Raw genomic sequence first — 16726 nt, 5'->3', positions numbered from 1 at the left:
AACGGGCAATGCCCGATTTATGAAAACAAAGGGGAGAAGTGCGATGATGGGTTTCAAGAAGGTTTCCGCCTTGCTGATTGCCATGATGATGATCATCAGTCTTGCAGCTTGCTCAGGTAATAACGGGGAGAAAAACGAAGGCGGCAAAAATGCCGGAACAGGCAATAACGGCAGCACGAATACGGCGGATGGAAACAAAGGGGCGGATACGTCCAAGTTCGTCAAAGTCAGCTACGTTGTACTGGGCGACAAGCCCAAAAACGGACAGTTCGAGAAGGTTTTAGCTGAAGTTAACAAAAAAATGAAAGAAAAAATCAATGCCGAGCTCGAGTGGAAATGGGTCGAGTGGGCAGATTGGCAAACCAAATACAACCTGCTGCTGGCGTCCGGCGAAGCGGTCGACCTGATTACGATCGGGACCGACTGGCTGGATACTTGGGGCAATGCGCAGCGCGGCGCATTTATGAACCTGGATGATTTGCTGCCGGAATATGCGCCGCAGACATGGAGCTCTATTCCTGAGGAGGACTGGGCAGAGAGCAAGTATAACGGCAATATCGTACTGATTCCGGAAAACGATTACACGCAATGGGTTAACCACGGCTTCTTCTACCGCGGCGACTGGGCGAAGGAAGCTGGCATTACCGATCCGATCAAGGATTGGGAAGGCATCGGTCAATACCTCCAGTTCGTAAAGGATAACAAAGAAGGCGTCGTTCCATGGGATGCGGTTGCATCAACAAGCACTTTTGGAGGCTACGCACAGTCCTACACGGATAACCTGGAGCTTCCGATCTCAACCGGTTATTTGCCGGTATTCACGACGAAATCCTATGATGAGAAATTTACGGTAGTTAGTCCGGTATTCGAAGATACGTTCCTGAATTTCGCTACGCTGATGAAGGATTGGGCGGATAAAGGCTACTGGCGCGAGGATGTGCTGAATAATAAGAATGATAACCGCTCGGCACTGCGTGCCGGCTTGTCAGGCCTTGATCAGCATCATACTCAAACCTTCGGCGGACTGCGCGTGCAGATGGATAAGGACCAAGCAGGCTCCGAGCTGCAAATGTTCCCATTTAACCGCACGGGAGGCAACAATTTGACTGAGCTTTCCATCACGCATGGCGGAACCTCCGTCGGAGCGCACAGCAAAAACCCTGAACGTGCACTTATGGCTTATGACCTCATCCGCAATGACGAGGAAATTTATCACCTGATCAATTACGGTCTGGAAGGCGTTCAATACGAAGTGAAAGACGGCAAACGCTTGCAGCCTGAAGGCTATGACGAAGCTAAGGATGCTTTCTACGCTGACTTCTGGGGCGGCCGCGTCGATAAATTTGAAATCCCTAGCATAACGACATGGGATCAGTTAGAAGAAACATTGTACGCGGAATACGACAAAATCAAAAAGCCTTATCCTTATGGCCAATTCGTGTTTGATAAAACACCGGTTGAGGCCGAGCTTACAGCGATTACGCAGGTATCGGGCGAGATGGGCCCTGCGATTACGTACGGCAAAGCAGGCGATCCGGCGGAGGCTGTCGAGCAATTCCGCAGCAAGCTGAAAACCGCTGGCTACGACAAAGTGCTTGCCGAGCTTCAGAAACAAATGGATGCCTACAAGAAGCTAATCGAAGGTTAATGATGATTTAAGCGATGCAGCGCAAGGGGAGAGCTTCATGCACGAGTGTGCATGGCTCCTCTTGCGCTGTTTGGCGTTACATTCCTCCCCCACCATTTGGGCAATTATAGTCAAGTGGCAGCCTATGGTTGGTTAACCTCAGTTAAGTAGCGCTTTCAGCTATAATGCTACAATAAACCTAAGAAACGGTAAGCTAATCCCATTAAGATAAGAAGGCGGCGAAGGCATGAATTTATCTAATATTGCAGTACAGCTGTACACATTGCGGGAATACTGCCAGACGGAAGCGGATTTGGAGCAGTCTCTGCGCAAGGTGAAGGATATTGGCTATCAAGCGGTGCAGGTATCGGGAATCGGCCCTATTGCTCCGGAAAAAGTAAAGGAATTGGCAGATGCTGTGGGTCTTCGAATCTGCGCGACGCATGTTAGCCTGGATTCACTGGTTAATGATTTTGAAAATACGGTTAAGAAGCATAAGCTCTGGAATTGCAAATATGTTGGACTCGGGAGCCTGCCTGATGAAAATCGCAGCAGCGCAGAGGGCTATCTAAGCTTTGCCAAAACCGCTACGGAGATCGGGCAAAAGCTCAAGGAGCATGATTTGGAATTTATTTATCATAACCATCAGTTCGAATACCAAAAATTCGAAGGCAGAACGGGCATGGATATTTTGCAGCAGGAAACGGATTCGGCTGCCGTTGGCTTCGAGTTAGATACCTACTGGGTGCATGTAGGCGGAGTAAATCCGGTGGATGCCATTAAACAGGTGAAAGGCCGGATGGGGGTAGTTCATCTCAAGGATTTGGAAATCGTGGATTATCAGCAGGTATTCGCGGAAATCGGCGAAGGTAATTTGAATTTCAAAGCGATTATTGAAGCATGCCGAGAAATAGGCGTGGAATGGTACGTAGTGGAGCAGGATGTTTGCCGGCGTGATCCGTTTGAAAGCTTAGCAATCAGCTTCCGCAATTTACAGCAGTATATTTAATTGAAGCGGCAGAGCCTGCTCTGCTATAATGGGAAAGCCGGATGCAGTCATGTATCTGGTTTTTTTTTCTATAAAAGAGTTGACACAGAGCAATAAATTTATTATCTTTAAATTAAGATATTTAAATTAAAGATTATGACGCGCAGGCAGCAATGTTCATTGAGACATTGTCTCTGCGCAATCTCTGGAAGGAGCCCGTGAACCGATGCATGAAAAAAAGGTAACCTGGCTGGAACTGTTCTATGATTTGTTGTTTGTGGCCGCAATCTCGAAAGCTACGCATGTATTATTGCATGTCGAGCATGGGACTATTTCATTGGAGCATTTGTCCAAATTCATTCTCATTTTCATTCCGATCTGGTGGGCGTGGGTCGGTCAAACGGTATATAATAATCGTTTTGGCCGTGACCTTTCCTCGCATCGGGTATTCATGATCCTCCAATTGTTTTTTGTCTTAATTATGACAGCCAGCTTAAACGTGGATTTTGATGCTTATTATATTCCTTTCTTTGTCGGCTATATCGGCTCTAGAGTGTTGACCGTCGTGCAATATGTGATCACTCAAAAAGTAGAAGTATCCAACAGGAAGGACACTGCTCGTTTCTTTGGAACCTATTTCTGGCTCGGCATTATTATCTCTGCTTTCTCTCTCTTTTTTGATTCGTGGATTCGCTATGCTATTTTGTATGCAGGTATTGCCGTCGATATCCTCGTTCCGTTGATCGGAAGAAAGCATTTGGTGAAAACGCCTGTGCATACGGCTCATCTGTTAGAGAGGTTTGCGCTTTTTACGCTGATTTTGCTTGGAGAATCCGTAATCAGCATGCTCTCGGTGCTGCAATCCGCTGAATTAACGGGATCCTCCATTCTGTTTGCCGCGATGGCGTTTGTATTGGTTATAGGCATATGGTGGCAGTATTTCGAGAACGTGGAGAAGAATGTGGATAAAGCAAAACGGACGGCAGGTCAGACCATCATGTACGGGCATTTGTTCATCTATTTGTCGCTAAGCATGATTGCGGCTTCCATTCAGCTCTTGTTTCTGAACCAGCTCGAATATTTCTTTATGCTTGTGTTTGTCTTCGGATCCGTCCTGCTATATTTCGGGTCGGTTATGTTCGTCCTGTATGCTTATCGTTTCGAGCATCTTAAGCCAAAGCTTAGCATGGTTCTTTCGTTAACGGGATTGCTTGGCGCGTTGTTTTCCTTAAATTTATTTATGACAGCCTCTCCTCATGTCATCCTGGGCGAAATCATGATTTTCTTTATCGTTTTTGCCAAAGCAACGCATCGGTAAGAGGAATAGTAATCGTTATTAAGGGAAGCTATATGCATTAAAAACGTTTATAATTTGAAGAAAGACAACTGTAGAAGCGAGGAAAAGAAAATGATGAAGGTTGGCGTGATTTGCGATGATTATTGGCACCCGGGAACGCTCATTAAAGAAGGGTTGGAGCCTCTAAGCGAGCTTGGATTTAGCTTTCATTATATCCAGCATGCTTCGGAGTGGTCGCTTGCGTGGATGGATCAGCAGGATGTTATTGTGCTTGCCAAATCCAATCAAATTTCGGCCTCGGATAAAACGCCATGGCTGACCGAGGAAATTCAACAGCAGTTCCAGCGCTATGTCGAGGACGGGAAGGGACTGCTCGTTTTGCATGCAGGAACGGTAGGCTATCGGGATCAGCCTGTATTTTTCGAGCTTGTAGGGGGCGTGTTCCAGCATCATCCGGAGGCATGTCCTGTGAAAATTGCCTATACGGATAAGGCATTGGGGCTCGCAGAAGAGCAAGAAGGTTTCTCCATGCATGACGAGCATTATTTTATGGAGGTTATAGAAGACCGCATTAAGGTATTTATGACTTCCGAGTCGGAGCACGGCACGCAGCCGGCGGGCTGGCAGAGAGAGCAGGGCAAAGGCCGTGTATGCGCGCTTACGCCAGGACATTTTCTGCCCGTATTGCAGCAGCGTGAATATCAAACAGCCATTAAGCATGCCCTCAAGTGGGTCGGCGGCGCTCAAAGCTAGAATTGGCATGCTTGCATAACGGCCTTTACATATAATGAATTCGCTTTCTTGCTAGGATCAACTGTATAATTAATGATACAGATAAAGAATGAAAAACAGATCATAAGAAACGAAGGGGAAGTTTGGAACTGGAGGAGCGATAGCGTACGCCTTTGTCTCCAGATTTCAACCGTGTGAGCGGTATAATAAAAGAAATCTGGAGACAACAGCGGCCGTAAGTCCAAACATTCCCCATAGTTACGGAAGGCATCTGAAGTTTTTCTTAATCTGCATTATTTTATTATTTTATTCTGAGGAGTGAATGGAGTAATGTCTCTACAAACGATTAAATGGGGAATTTTGGGCCCAGGTTGGATTTCATCAAAGTTTGCTAAAGATTTGGCTTTTGCCGCAGGTGCCGAGCTCGTTGCCGTAGGCGGAAGAAGCTTGGAGAAATCAGAGCGTTTTGCTAAAGAATTTAACATTCCCCGCGCCTACGGCAGCGTGGACGAACTTGCTCAAGACGCTGATGTTGATATTGTATATGTAGGAACCTTGCATCCGATACATAAAGAAAATGTACTGGCTTTATTGCGCGCCGGCAAAGCTGTACTTTGCGAGAAGCCGTTCACGATGAATGCGGCTGAAGCGAAGGAAATCATTGATTTAGCCCGGGAAAAGAAAGTCTTCCTTATGGAAGCGATGTGGACGCGGTTCCTGCCGCCGATTCGTAAAATAATGGAATGGATCGCGGATGATAAAATTGGCGAGGTAAGATTGGTCAAAGCCGACTTTGGCTTCAATATCGGCTGGGCGCCGCAGAGCCGTCTGCTTGATCCCGCGCTTGGCGGCGGAGCGCTGCTGGATGCGGGTATTTATCCCGTTTCCTTTGCTTCCTTAATTTATGGCGAGGCTCCGGCAAAAATTATGAGCAGTGCCCGAATTGGCGAAACAGGCGTAGACGAGCAATTCTCGCTGTTGTTTGAATATGAGGGCGGACGTACCGCGGCGCTGAATGGAGCGGTACAGCTGGGAATGGTTAACGATGCTTACATTTACGGTACAAAAGGATATATTCACGCTCCGAACTTTTTGTTTGGCAAATCAGCTAGTCTTCATGTGAACAATACGGATGCTGAATCCTTCGTGGATGAACGTGAAGCCGAGGGTTATGCATTCGAAGCCGAAGAAGCGATGAACGCGCTTCGCGAGGGAAGACTCGAGAGCACGGTTATTCCATTAGATGAGACGCTCGAGATCATGACGACACTCGATACAATCAGGAAGCAATGGGGCTTGCGTTACCCCGCTGACCAATAAGGGGATTTATTCCTAAAAGAATAGGAGCTGTCTTTCAAGGTATGGTACCTTTTAAGACAGCTCCTATTTGATGTATAGAGCTTATGTGGCTTTTATTAAGCCTTAACAGCTTTCAGCCACGCATCGGCAATGAGTGCTGCGCCGGCAGGCGATGGATGAACGCCGTCGGGAGCCCAGTAGGCAGGGCCCGTCTGTGTCGCTGCCTGAGCGAATAAGCCGTCGAGCGGCACGTACAGCGTTTTGAACTCTCCTGCAAGCTCGCGAACCGCTTGAATTTTCGGATCTAGATCCTCGCGCCATTGCTTTTGGCTGTTATTTACGGGCAGTACAAAGGGTTCGATCAAAATAAGCTTAGCGTTCAGATGCTCCTTTGCACTCGTGAGCAAGCGGCGGTATGTCGTGTAATATTCCTCGGTAGTCAATGGATTATTGCTGTCGTAACGGCGCCAGGTATCATTAATGCCAACATAGATAGACAGCCAGGCAGGCTTCAAAGCTAGACAATCCTCTTCCCATCTCCGCTCAAGATCTACGACACGGTCACCCGATATGCCTCGATTGAGGAAGGAAGCCTGCTTCTCAGGATACTTGCTCGTGAACAATGCCGCTACCAGGTTTGCGTAGCCCGAGCCTAAGCTTGCTCCGTCATTTCGATTGCGACCAGCATCGGTAATACTGTCACCTTGAAACAAAACAACTGCATTTTGATCGATAAGTGTCATCCGTAAGCCTCCAATAGTATGTAATGATGGTCTTTAAAAGAAAAACGATCATAAATTTCTTGAAGTTTGATGTCTCTAAGAGCCATCATTTCATCTGCAGCTTCATAATACATACGAATAACGTCTATGGTCAATATGGATTCGCAAGAAAAAGAGACGAATTCCCATACTTTCAAATCTTAAGCACTCTATGTAATAAAATAGGAAACATTTACTTCTGAAATTTCTATTTATATTTATTCTTTTTTCCTATTTAATAGAGGTAGGAGAATAGATAAACGGATTCGCGGTTAATCACCGCCTCCGCCGCAGCTCGAATCTCCTCCGCTGTCACTGCTGCAATCTCCAGCTGATGAGTCACCGCCGTGATGACTGTTCCTTCTGCGGTCAACTGGTGTTGTAATCGCTTTAACAGCTGCTAGGATGACGAAAAGGATGAGAATGACCAAAACGATTGCTCCCATTGCGCATGCCCCCATTCCAGTTAGATTACGCACATCATAGCAGAGGATTATTAAGGGTGTGTAAACTATTTATGTAATATTCTGAAAATTAAGAAATATACTTTAAGTAACCAATCTGCTAGATTGTTTTATCTTTTGTTCATAGAATTCTCATAAAAGATTAATGTTCGTGATTTATAATCGAATTAAGGGAGTGATGGGAATGACCTCTTCTTACTTCAATGAATGGCTGGATGAATATAATGATTATATGCGACTGTACATGCTTTTTGGTGATGAGCACTATTTGGTGCATGCAAGAGAAACCCTGGCTGCTTTAAAAGCAATGATTATAAGGGCTGAGCGTCATAAAAGCATTGTATGTAAAATAATGAGTAATACGGTTCATGCTTATTGAGAGTCTATGTAGCTGATGAGAAAATATTGCAAGGATCCTAAATGTGATTAAAACTAATGAGCGTTTAGTTTTAACCACATTTAGGATCCTTTTTTTGTCGCAGTCTGTGCAGTAACGGGAAATTCCATGTACCGCAGTGGGAAGTATTTCAAAATTATAAGCTGTCTAAAGAATCCAAGCGGGAGTTTAATGGTATACTGATAAGTAATGATAACGAGGATCAAGATTCTGATAGATGCTTTAGCTGCATTTTATGAAGTTTAACTCGGATAGAAGACATGATGGAGTGATGATATGAGCAGCACAAAAGGTAAGGGCGGAACGGGAAGAGGAACGGACAAGAAGGGCTGGAACCGCTGGCAAGCGGGGGAAAAGAAGAAGCTAGCGAAGAAGGTATTTGGCAGAAATCAAGGCGCTAAAGGCGCCGAGGGCGAAAAAGGCGAAAAGGGCAAAACCGACACCGGTAATACGGCAAACGCTAGAAGCGCCAACATGACGAAAGGCAGCACTGCATTTAAAGGCGGCAGCGCAGTCAAAGGCCGAAATACAACGAAATGATGACAAGCTTTAAAGCTCTGAACCAATGAGATAGCCCGCACTTCGCTGAAAGGTGAAGCCTGCGGCTTTTTTTATTTAAGAAAGTATAAATTTGGGCTTTATACGATGCTTGTATTTCACCGCGAAACGAGCTTTTGCCATTAAGGCTGGCGCTAGCCGTTTACGCTTGTTTTGGTGAGAAAGCCTGCAATTTGCTATTCCATTATGTCAGCTTTCGTTTAAAATAATAATAACGCTTTCGAACGCGAAAGCAGAGCCCATTATTGTTCGACATTCATAGGAGGTAGTTGAAATGCCGTTAGTTGACATGTCTTTGGAGCAATTAAGTAGCTATGAGGGAATAAGTCCGCGTCCAGCTGACTTCGATGCATACTGGGAGAGAGCGCTTGCTGAGATGAGAGCGGTAGACCCCCAAATCGAGCTGGTGCCAAGCAGCTTTCAGGTACCTTATGCGGAGTGTTTTGACTTATACTTTACAGGAGTACGCGGCGCGCGTATCCACGCAAAATACATAAAACCCAAAAACGTAGCGGAGCCGCATCCTGCGGTATTGCAATTTCACGGTTACTCGGGCCATTCCGGCCAGTGGCAGGATAAGCTGGGGTATGCCGCGCTGGGCTATTCCTTCTTTTCACTGGATTGCCGCGGTCAGGGCGGCTACTCGGAGGACACTGGCGGCGTCAAAGGGACTACGCAGCAAGGGCATATTATTCGCGGTTTGAATGATCATCCCGACCAGCTATTATTCCGGCATATCTTCCTTGATACTGCGCAGCTTGCAGGCATTGCCATGCAAATGCCTGAGGTTGATCCGGAGCGTGTGATGGCAATGGGAGGCTCACAGGGCGGAGCTTTAACGCTGGCTTGTGCGGCGCTTGAGCCGAAAATTAAGAAGCTTGCGCCCGTTTTTCCATTTTTGAGCGACTACCGCCGCGTATGGCAAATGGATTTGGCTAAGGACGCCTATGCGGAGCTGCGCACCTTCTTCCGGCATTTTGATCCACAGCACAAGCGGGAAGAGGAAATTTTTACGAAGCTTGGTTACATCGACATTCAATTCTTGGCATCGCGTATTCGCGGGGAGGTATTGTTTGGAACGGGCTTAATGGATACGATCTGCCCGCCATCCACGCAGTTCGCGGTTTACAATAAAATAACTGCCGCGAAGCACATGGAGATTTATCCGGATTTCGGACATGAGGATTTGCCTGGTTTTTCAGACATGACCATGCAGTTTTTCTTGGAGGATAAAGAGATTTTTTAAGCGGAATCATATAGAAGAATAGGAACAAGGACGGTTAAACAGAGAAATCTCTGCGCAATCGTCCTTTTTTCTTGGCCAAAATGGCAAATGACTGAAGAAACATTCGTGGGGGTTAGGCAAAAAGTCACATCATACTTCTAAAACTGACATTTTTCTTGGGTCTGTAACACTAGATAATATCGGATAATTGATTGTCCTGTCGATATTTAAGAACTATAATAGTCTTAATGCTTGGATAAAAATGTGAATTTAAAAACGAGCAAGACTAACTCGCAAAGTGGTGACTAACGCTGGCGCTAACCCGTTACAAAAAAAATCTATCATGGAACCGTTGGGTTCTCTCTTTTTATTGGCTGCTTTCCATTCTTATTTTGGTATTAGCCGAAAGCATACATCTTATAACATGCGGGTCAGATGCTTGGTCAAAAGGCCCGCTGGTTCCTTCCGGGTATTTGAAGGCAGCAGGCTGCTTGTTTATCGCTCTCTTGCTGGCTGAAGGGTTAATTCGCTATATGAAGCAATATTTCGACTATGTGTTAATAACGATTGGTTACGCGTTTGCGCTGGTGATTATGTTTGCCTTCGGGGAAGAGATTAATGGGCTTTATATGAGTCTCGATATTCCAATCATTGTCTCTTTGTTTTATTTCAGCAAGAAGCGCTTATGGTTCTCGATGCTGCTGACCCTCGGAAGCTATTTCGTTCTTCTATCCTTTATTGACTCGCTAAAGGATCAAGTTAATCTATACGATTTAATAACCGTAACCGGCATGATTTCCGGAAGCGGTGTCATTGGCTTTGCCATTTTGAAGCGCGGAAATGAACTGCAGCAATCACTGGAGCGGGCTTTAAGCTCCGAAATGGACGCATTCGTAGATTCTATTGCCACCCAAAATGCCTCCAAATACGATTATTTAACGAATCTATACAATCATATTACATATCAGGAATACCTAACCGCGCTCACCCGCCAGCATGATGCTTATGCTATGCCGCTGCAGCTCGCTGCGCTTGATATTGATAATTTTAAAAGCATAAATGATAGATTTGGGCATCATGTCGGAGACATCGTGCTGCAGGAAACGGCCTTGCTTCTAAAGTCATCGATTTCCAGCGAGGATGTAGCGGCCAGGTATGGCGGGGAAGAGTTTGTTCTGTTATTAACGGGAAAAACAATCAAGCAGAGCCACGAATTGCTAGAGCGGATCCGAGAGCGGCTGGCAATGACCGTCTTTCCGGAGCTTGATCATGAGAGCGTGACGATTAGCATCGGAATGGCGGAGTATACGACTGAGCTTGGGAAAGAAACCTTGTTTAAGCTGGCAGACGGTTATTTGTACGAAGCGAAGCGTGCCGGCAAAAATCAGGTCGTCTCTCCGATTAGAAGGAGGGATGAGAGTGCTGCGGAAATTACTCAATGCTCCTGATCATCTATCAAGCTGGAACAAGTTAATGAGACGGGCTTACTGGGCGATAAGCATCTTATCCGCACTAGCGGTTTTGACGACATGGGCCGTGGTCGCGAACGATGAGTCCAGCCATACGCAGTCATTTTTTGAGAAGCAAGTCGTTGTTAGAAACATCCTGATCCTCGGGACGCTGCTTGCCGCCGAAATAATATACCGATTAAAAAGCAGGCTCCAGGATTACATCATTATTATGCTGGGTTCCTGCTTTGGCGCGATAACGCTCGCCTTATCCTCACCAGAGGTTCAGGGTACGCAAATCGTTATGATATTGCCGATTCTTGTATCGATTTTACACTTTAACTATGGAAAGGTTTTATTCTCTTGCTTTATAACGATGATAACCTATCTGTTCGTTCTGAACCTTGTGCCGGATTACCGCTACGGGGTTCCCATCTACCAGAAGGCTGTTGGTTTTTCATTCCTCATTATCGTCACGCTTGCCGCGCTGGGTATTGTGAACCGCGGGCTGCAAATGATGAGGGACGAGAAGCATGCCTTCCGGAATGAGAAGAAGCATCGCATACTGCAGCAAGCCGTCCAAGAAGCATCAAGCCTGGATGCTCTTACCGGGTTGGCAAACCATAAGACATTCCAAGAGCGGCTGAGGGTTATGCTTGCCGATGAAGAGGAGCGTCCTCTGTATCTTGCGATTATTGATATTGATAATTTTAAATCGGTTAATGATACGTATGGCCACGCTGTCGGGGATACCGTACTGCGCAAAGTAGGTAAGCTGATAAGGGACCGCACACAGGAGGGCGGCTCGCCGTCACGCTATGGCGGTGAGGAATTTACGATTATTTTTACGAGAATGAATGCAAAAGCGGTTGTCGAATGCTTAGAACGGCTGCGGGCCGAAACGGAGCAGCTTCAGTTTCCGGAAATGGAAGGGCGTAAGGTGACCATAAGCATTGGCTGTCATAAACACCAAGCAAATGAGAGCCACGATATGCTATTTCAATTAGCGGATGAGGCGCTTTATTCGGCCAAACGTAACGGTAAAAATAGAATTTCCTGGTGAATGCGTCTAACCTTTTTCATACATACAAGCGAGGTGGCGACATCATATGAGCTAACTATCTTTTCAAAAGATTCATCGGTTAGGAAAGGGAGGAAGTGAACACAAAGATCCTCCTCGCAGTCTGCTCGGGGGATCTTTGCGCGAAACTTAGATTAGCAGTTCCAGCCAATTTTCTTCCGTTACCGGCCCGAAATAAAACGGTAAATCAATGCCGGAGATCAGCTGCCTCAGCGCGGCGGCTTCATAGCGAGTGCCAATGAGTTTAAGCGCAACCTCATTGCTGTCGCCCCGTCCGAAGAAATCCCCGTATATGGCAGCGCCGACGATCAGCCCTTCTTCAACCTGGAGACGGACATCAAATGTTCCCGCACCCTCGATCCGCTTCTTCTGCTGCACGTTAAAGGCAGGAGACCGGCCATAGTTCCATTCCCAGCTGCGGTATCGCTCGTCCGCAAGCTTCTGTACCTTTGCCCAGTCTTCCGCGGTCAGCTCATAGAACGGAATTTCTTCGGTCTGGCCGAAGATGGATTGAAGCAGCCTCTCCCGAAATTGCTCGATGCTCAGAGGTTCCTTCAAAAATTCAGCGATATTCGCAACGCGGCTGCGAATGGACTTCGTTGATTTCGATACGTACTTCTCGGCGTTGACCTTGAGCGCGGATACGACATTCTCAATCTCGGAATCAAACAGCAGCGTTCCGTGGCTGAACATCTTGCCCCGCGTCGAAAACTGCGCGTTGCCGGATATTTTTCGCTCGCCAACCTGAAGATCATTGCGGCCTGTCATTTCGGCATCGACGCCAAGCTCTTGAAGCGCACGGACTACGGGCTCGGTGAATTTTTTGAAGTTATGAAAGGATTTTCCGTCGTCCTTCATAATAAAGCTGAAATTCAAGTTGCCTAAATCATGATAGACGGCACCGCCCCCCGATAGCCTCCGAACGACGTGAATCCCGCTGTTCTCCACGTATTCCGTATTAATTTCTTCAACGGTGTTCTGATTTTTACCAATGATAATGGACGGCTCATTAATATAGAAAAGCAGATAATCATCGTCGTCAGGCAATGAACGCAATATATATTCCTCTAATGCCAAATTAAGTGACGGGTCGGTAATGCCCTTATTGCTTACAAAGCGCATAAACTTGTTCCTCCTATGTGAATGCTCATATGGGCATTATACCTGCACGTGAAGCTGATTTTCAAACCATGCAAAAGAAGCATTCGAGCGGAATGCTTCGTGATCATCGTAATGGAACGTTTATGCTCTATGCAGCGGATGAAATAATTCGTATAATCTGATGAGACAAACGCTTAATACAGAGGTGAAACAGGTGGAAGCTAAATTTTGCATGGCATGCGGTCATGAGCTTGAAACCCGCGATGTAGACGGGACGATGAGAAGAGCGTGCAGCAGCTGCAGCTTCGTTCATTGGGGCAATTACAGTATCGGTGTCGGAGCGCTTGTCGTCAAGGACGACAAAATTTTGCTCGTTCGCAGAGCACAGGAGCCGGGAAAAGGGAAATGGACCAATCCGGGCGGTTACATCGAGCAGCTTGAGGCGATACAAGATACGGTGCAAAGAGAAGTTTTCGAAGAATGCGGCGTGCAGGCTATTGTCAAAAACGTAGTGGCCCTGCGTGATCAACCTAGAAGCATACATAATCTTTATGTGGCATTTGAAATGGAATATGTGTGCGGAGAGCCTGTTCCGGATCAAGTAGAGGTGGATGCTGCCGGCTTCTTCACCTTGGAGGAGCTGACGTCCATGGACGTCGCAAGCTTTACGCAGTGGCTTGTTGATGTCGCGTTTCATGGACGCTCGGAGGGTCTGCGGGTAGATTCGGCCCCGGTGGTACCGCTTGCTGGTTATGGATTGTTCCGAATATAAAAGAGGATGACATAATGCGCGAGACCTCCCATTTGGAAGGTCTCTTTTCTTTAAATATACCGAGAATGGATATTGGCCTATAAAAAGGCCTCCGAACGTCTTCCGTCCGGAGGCTTATTGCTCATTTTTCCTTACTCTTTTGTAATATTGCGTAGGGGAGATACCGACATATTTTTTGAATACTTTGCTGAAATGATAGGGATCGTTGATACCGATTAAATAGCCGATTTCGCCTATACTCAGCGGGGTTGTCTCGATTAGCTCCTTCGCTTGATTCACACGTACCGTATTGATGTACCTGCTTATGGATTGGCCGGTCACCATCTTGAAGGCGCGATTCAAGTAATCGTAATTGCCCTCAAACGCGAGCTCGATGTCATGCCCGGTTATTTTCTGCTGGTAGTTTTGATGAATATAATCAAGAAGTGAATTCACCTTAACAAACGATTTCGAGTGGAGGCGGTCATTACGCTTCAGCTCATCCATAAAATGCTCGCGTGACAGCTCGATAAGCAGCTGCATAAATCTTAAAGCGGGCAGGCTGCGATTATAATGCCTGCGTTTGTAGAGCTGCTGCATTTCATGCAAGGCATGCTGGACGAGGTTAAATCTTGTTTTGTCCGCAATCGTATGATGCTTGGGAAAATAGCATGCGAAAGGGTTAATCGCTGGAACGGACGGCGTATGCTCGATGAACGGTGACTGCTCATGCTCTACGATAAAATAGTGGGCAAGAGAAAGGATATTCTCCATGTGGACGGATTGGATATCCGGATGCTCGAAATGAATATAGTAATAATCGCATACATGCTTTGCGGTGCCTTCATGGGTCATATTGGGCTCAAGGATAAGCATATCCCCTTTGCGCAGCACATAATGCCGAGCTTCTTCTTTAAGATGAAGCTCTCCGCTTCGGACAAAATAGAGCACGTATTCGTTAATATTGCGCTTAAAATGAATCCACGGGCTTTTGTAAGCAATGAACCCCAAAATTTTAAGGCGAGGCACAATATCCACGTTAATGGCCAGCAATTCCTATCTCTCCTTCCGCAGCATAAAAAGTCGCTTTTGTACAAAAAGAGTCTTGATCCGACATTCCCGTTCATTCTAACACAAACTATACTAGGTTTGTAATTGAAGCGACTTTAGGGATGGGATGATGCGTATGAAGAAGCTGAAAATCGGCGTTATTGGGCTAGGCGGTATTGCGAACTTTCATATTGAGGGAATATTGGCAAGCGAGAGTGCAGAACTATGGGCGATTTGCGACTGTAATCCAGCAGCGCTTTTGGCCAAAGGCGAGGAACTGAATGTTCCTCCTGAACGGCGTTACGAGGATCATTTGGAAATGTTAAAGGATCCGGAGCTGGACGCCGTTACAATCGGCACGCCAAACAGCAATCATTTTCAAATCGCGTTTGATGCCATTACGTATCGCAAGCCGTTTGCGCTCGAGAAACCAATTGCCCTTCATGCCAATGAAGCGAGTATCCTGTGGGAAAAATTAGCGGGTGATCCCATCCCTCATATGGTTTGTTTCACGTATCGCTACAAGTCTGCGGTTCGTTATGCCAAGCATTTGATTGAGCAAGGAGCACTCGGCAAAATCAATCATGTATACAGCCAGTATTTACAAAGCTGGAGCATTAATGAGGAGATTCCGCTCTTCTGGCGTTTCCGTAAGGAACTGTCCGGATCGGGTGCGCTCGGGGATTTGGGCTCTCATATTTTGGATCTCAAACGCTTCCTCGTAGGAGAAACGGTCCGGGTCTTCGCCGATGCGGGAACGATTGTGAAGGAGCGCAGCCTGCTGAGCGGCGAGGGAAAAGGACTTGTGGATGTAGATGATTTCTGTCATGTGCTGGCACGCTTCGAGGATGGCGCCTCCTCCTCCATGAGCATATCCCGGTTTGCTTTTGGCCGCGGAAATTATCAACAGGTTGAGATTTTCGGTACGCGAGGAGCTCTCGTCTATAACCTTGAAGAAGAGGACAGCCTTCACGTTAAGCTTGGCGAGGATCAACAATTCCAAAAAGTTGAAATTCCAGACGCGTTTGCCGCGAATCAAATGCAGTCTTTTTTCGATATGTTGAACGGCAGGGGAGATGGACTCGATGCCAACATCGAGGATGGTTATCGCAATCAAGTAACGCTGGATGCAATTATACAATCCTCTGTAGAAGAACGCTGGATTACGATCGAACGGGAGGCTTCTAAAAATGGCTGATCCTATAAAAGTGACGGTTTGGAACGAATATCGGCATGAAAAGCAAAACGAACAGGTTGCAAGCATTTATCCCGACGGTATTCATAACGCCATAGGCGGATACTTGAAGACAGTGGACGGCTTTGAGGTGAAGACTGCAGTCCTTGATGAGCCTGAGCACGGATTAACTGACGATGTGCTGAGCAATACGGATGTCCTTATCTGGTGGGGACATCTGGCTCACGCGGAGGTGCGGGATGATATTGTCGAGAAGGTACGCGCACGCGTCATGGCAGGCATGGGGCTTATCGTCCTGCACTCCGGCCATGGCTCCAAAATATTCGAGCGTCTGCTCGGAACGAAAACGGGCGATCTCAAATGGCGAGACGACGGCGAGAAAGAGCGGATTTGGGTCATTGAGCACGGCCATCCGATTGCTGACGGCCTTAACGATTATATTGAAATTCCAATGGAAGAAATGTATGGTGAGCGCTTTGATATTCCGGCTCCCGATGAGCTGGTGTTCATCTCGTGGTTCGAGGGCGGGGAAGTATTCCGGAGCGGCTGCTGCTATCGAAGAGGGAAAGGAAAGCTGTTTTATTTCCGTCCTGGACATGAGACGTTCCCGATCTATCACCATCAAGATGTCCTGCGCGTCATTGCGAACAGCGTGAAATGGGCAGCTCCCGTTCAAGGAGCCCAAATATCATTAGGGAGGGTAGCGCCTCTCGAGGCGATTAGAAAGTAAAATAACGGCATAGGCGATTTGC

16 protein-coding genes and 1 pseudogene are annotated in these 16726 nt (G+C 46.8%); 13 read left to right on the top strand and 4 right to left on the bottom strand.

The window, feature by feature from the left end:
- Positions 1–43: 43 nt before the first annotated feature.
- From AC1DLI_RS22745 to AC1DLI_RS22725, 5 genes are all read left to right on the top strand, one after another.
- Complete coding sequence (locus AC1DLI_RS22745; protein ID WP_477606714.1) at positions 44–1648, top strand: DUF3502 domain-containing protein; 1605 nt, start codon at positions 44–46, stop codon at positions 1646–1648.
- Between the two features lie 226 nt (positions 1649–1874).
- Positions 1875–2636, top strand: a complete 762-nt coding sequence (locus AC1DLI_RS22740) for a sugar phosphate isomerase/epimerase family protein (RefSeq protein WP_477606712.1) — start codon at positions 1875–1877, stop codon at positions 2634–2636.
- Positions 2637–2841: 205 nt separating this feature from the next.
- A complete protein-coding gene (locus AC1DLI_RS22735; protein WP_477606710.1) occupies positions 2842–3933 on the top strand; it encodes a low temperature requirement protein A in 1092 nt (363 codons plus the stop codon).
- Positions 3934–4023: 90 nt separating this feature from the next.
- Entirely contained in the window at positions 4024–4665 is a 642-nt protein-coding gene (locus tag AC1DLI_RS22730) for a ThuA domain-containing protein (RefSeq protein WP_477606708.1), read from the top strand.
- 309 nt (positions 4666–4974) lie between these two features.
- A complete protein-coding gene (locus AC1DLI_RS22725) occupies positions 4975–5964 on the top strand; it encodes a Gfo/Idh/MocA family protein (RefSeq protein ID WP_477606706.1) in 990 nt (329 codons plus the stop codon).
- 95 nt (positions 5965–6059) lie between these two features.
- On the opposite strand, the gene AC1DLI_RS22720 is transcribed toward AC1DLI_RS22725, so the two are convergent.
- Together AC1DLI_RS22720 and AC1DLI_RS22715 are read right to left on the bottom strand one after the other, a co-directional pair.
- A complete protein-coding gene (locus tag AC1DLI_RS22720) occupies positions 6060–6686 on the bottom strand; it encodes an SGNH/GDSL hydrolase family protein (RefSeq protein ID WP_477606704.1) in 627 nt (208 codons plus the stop codon).
- Positions 6687–6976: 290 nt separating this feature from the next.
- Positions 6977–7150 (bottom strand): hypothetical protein, encoded by a 174-nt coding sequence (locus AC1DLI_RS22715; protein ID WP_477606702.1) that lies wholly within the window; start codon positions 7148–7150, stop codon positions 6977–6979.
- Between the two features lie 202 nt (positions 7151–7352).
- On the opposite strand from AC1DLI_RS22715, the gene AC1DLI_RS22710 reads away from it, so the two are divergent.
- From AC1DLI_RS22710 to AC1DLI_RS22690, 5 genes and pseudogenes are all read left to right on the top strand, one after another.
- Positions 7353–7547 carry a hypothetical protein gene (locus AC1DLI_RS22710; RefSeq protein ID WP_308995503.1) on the top strand — a complete coding sequence of 65 codons (195 nt, stop codon included), beginning with the start codon at positions 7353–7355 and terminating at the stop codon, positions 7545–7547.
- A gap of 294 nt (positions 7548–7841) precedes the next feature.
- Positions 7842–7926: pseudogene (locus AC1DLI_RS22705) on the top strand (DUF3934 family protein); the annotation flags it as partial.
- A gap of 471 nt (positions 7927–8397) precedes the next feature.
- Positions 8398–9369 (top strand): acetylxylan esterase, encoded by a 972-nt coding sequence (locus AC1DLI_RS22700; RefSeq protein ID WP_477606699.1) that lies wholly within the window; start codon positions 8398–8400, stop codon positions 9367–9369.
- 512 nt (positions 9370–9881) lie between these two features.
- On the top strand, positions 9882–10796 hold the full coding sequence (locus tag AC1DLI_RS22695) for a GGDEF domain-containing protein (RefSeq protein ID WP_477606697.1): 915 nt from the start codon (positions 9882–9884) through the stop codon (positions 10794–10796).
- A complete protein-coding gene (locus tag AC1DLI_RS22690; protein ID WP_477606695.1) occupies positions 10768–11859 on the top strand; it encodes a GGDEF domain-containing protein in 1092 nt (363 codons plus the stop codon). The genes AC1DLI_RS22695 and AC1DLI_RS22690 overlap by 29 nt, the downstream gene beginning before the upstream one ends.
- A gap of 147 nt (positions 11860–12006) precedes the next feature.
- Here AC1DLI_RS22690 and AC1DLI_RS22685 read toward each other — a convergent pair whose 3' ends face one another.
- Entirely contained in the window at positions 12007–12999 is a 993-nt protein-coding gene (locus tag AC1DLI_RS22685) for a lipoate--protein ligase (RefSeq protein ID WP_477606693.1), read from the bottom strand.
- Between the two features lie 193 nt (positions 13000–13192).
- Here AC1DLI_RS22685 and AC1DLI_RS22680 point away from each other — a divergent pair, with 193 nt between their 5' ends.
- On the top strand, positions 13193–13750 hold the full coding sequence (locus tag AC1DLI_RS22680) for an NUDIX domain-containing protein (RefSeq protein ID WP_477606691.1): 558 nt from the start codon (positions 13193–13195) through the stop codon (positions 13748–13750).
- Positions 13751–13864: 114 nt separating this feature from the next.
- Here the strand turns inward: AC1DLI_RS22680 and AC1DLI_RS22675 are convergent, their stop codons facing one another.
- On the bottom strand, positions 13865–14782 hold the full coding sequence (locus AC1DLI_RS22675; RefSeq protein ID WP_477606689.1) for a helix-turn-helix transcriptional regulator: 918 nt from the start codon (positions 14780–14782) through the stop codon (positions 13865–13867).
- 133 nt (positions 14783–14915) lie between these two features.
- Here AC1DLI_RS22675 and AC1DLI_RS22670 point away from each other — a divergent pair, with 133 nt between their 5' ends.
- Together AC1DLI_RS22670 and AC1DLI_RS22665 are read left to right on the top strand one after the other, a co-directional pair.
- Positions 14916–15977, top strand: coding sequence for a Gfo/Idh/MocA family protein (locus tag AC1DLI_RS22670; RefSeq protein WP_477606687.1), 1062 nt, complete (start codon positions 14916–14918; stop codon positions 15975–15977).
- Positions 15970–16704: a ThuA domain-containing protein gene (locus AC1DLI_RS22665; protein WP_477606685.1), complete on the top strand. Its 735-nt coding sequence runs from the start codon at positions 15970–15972 to the stop codon at positions 16702–16704. Before AC1DLI_RS22670 ends, AC1DLI_RS22665 begins: the two co-directional genes overlap by 8 nt.
- Positions 16705–16726: the final 22 nt, after the last annotated feature.

This window comes from Paenibacillus sp. 01T443, assembly GCF_056398325.1.
Note: the sequence above shows the minus strand (reverse complement) of the source record. Positions and strands in the feature narration are given on the sequence as shown.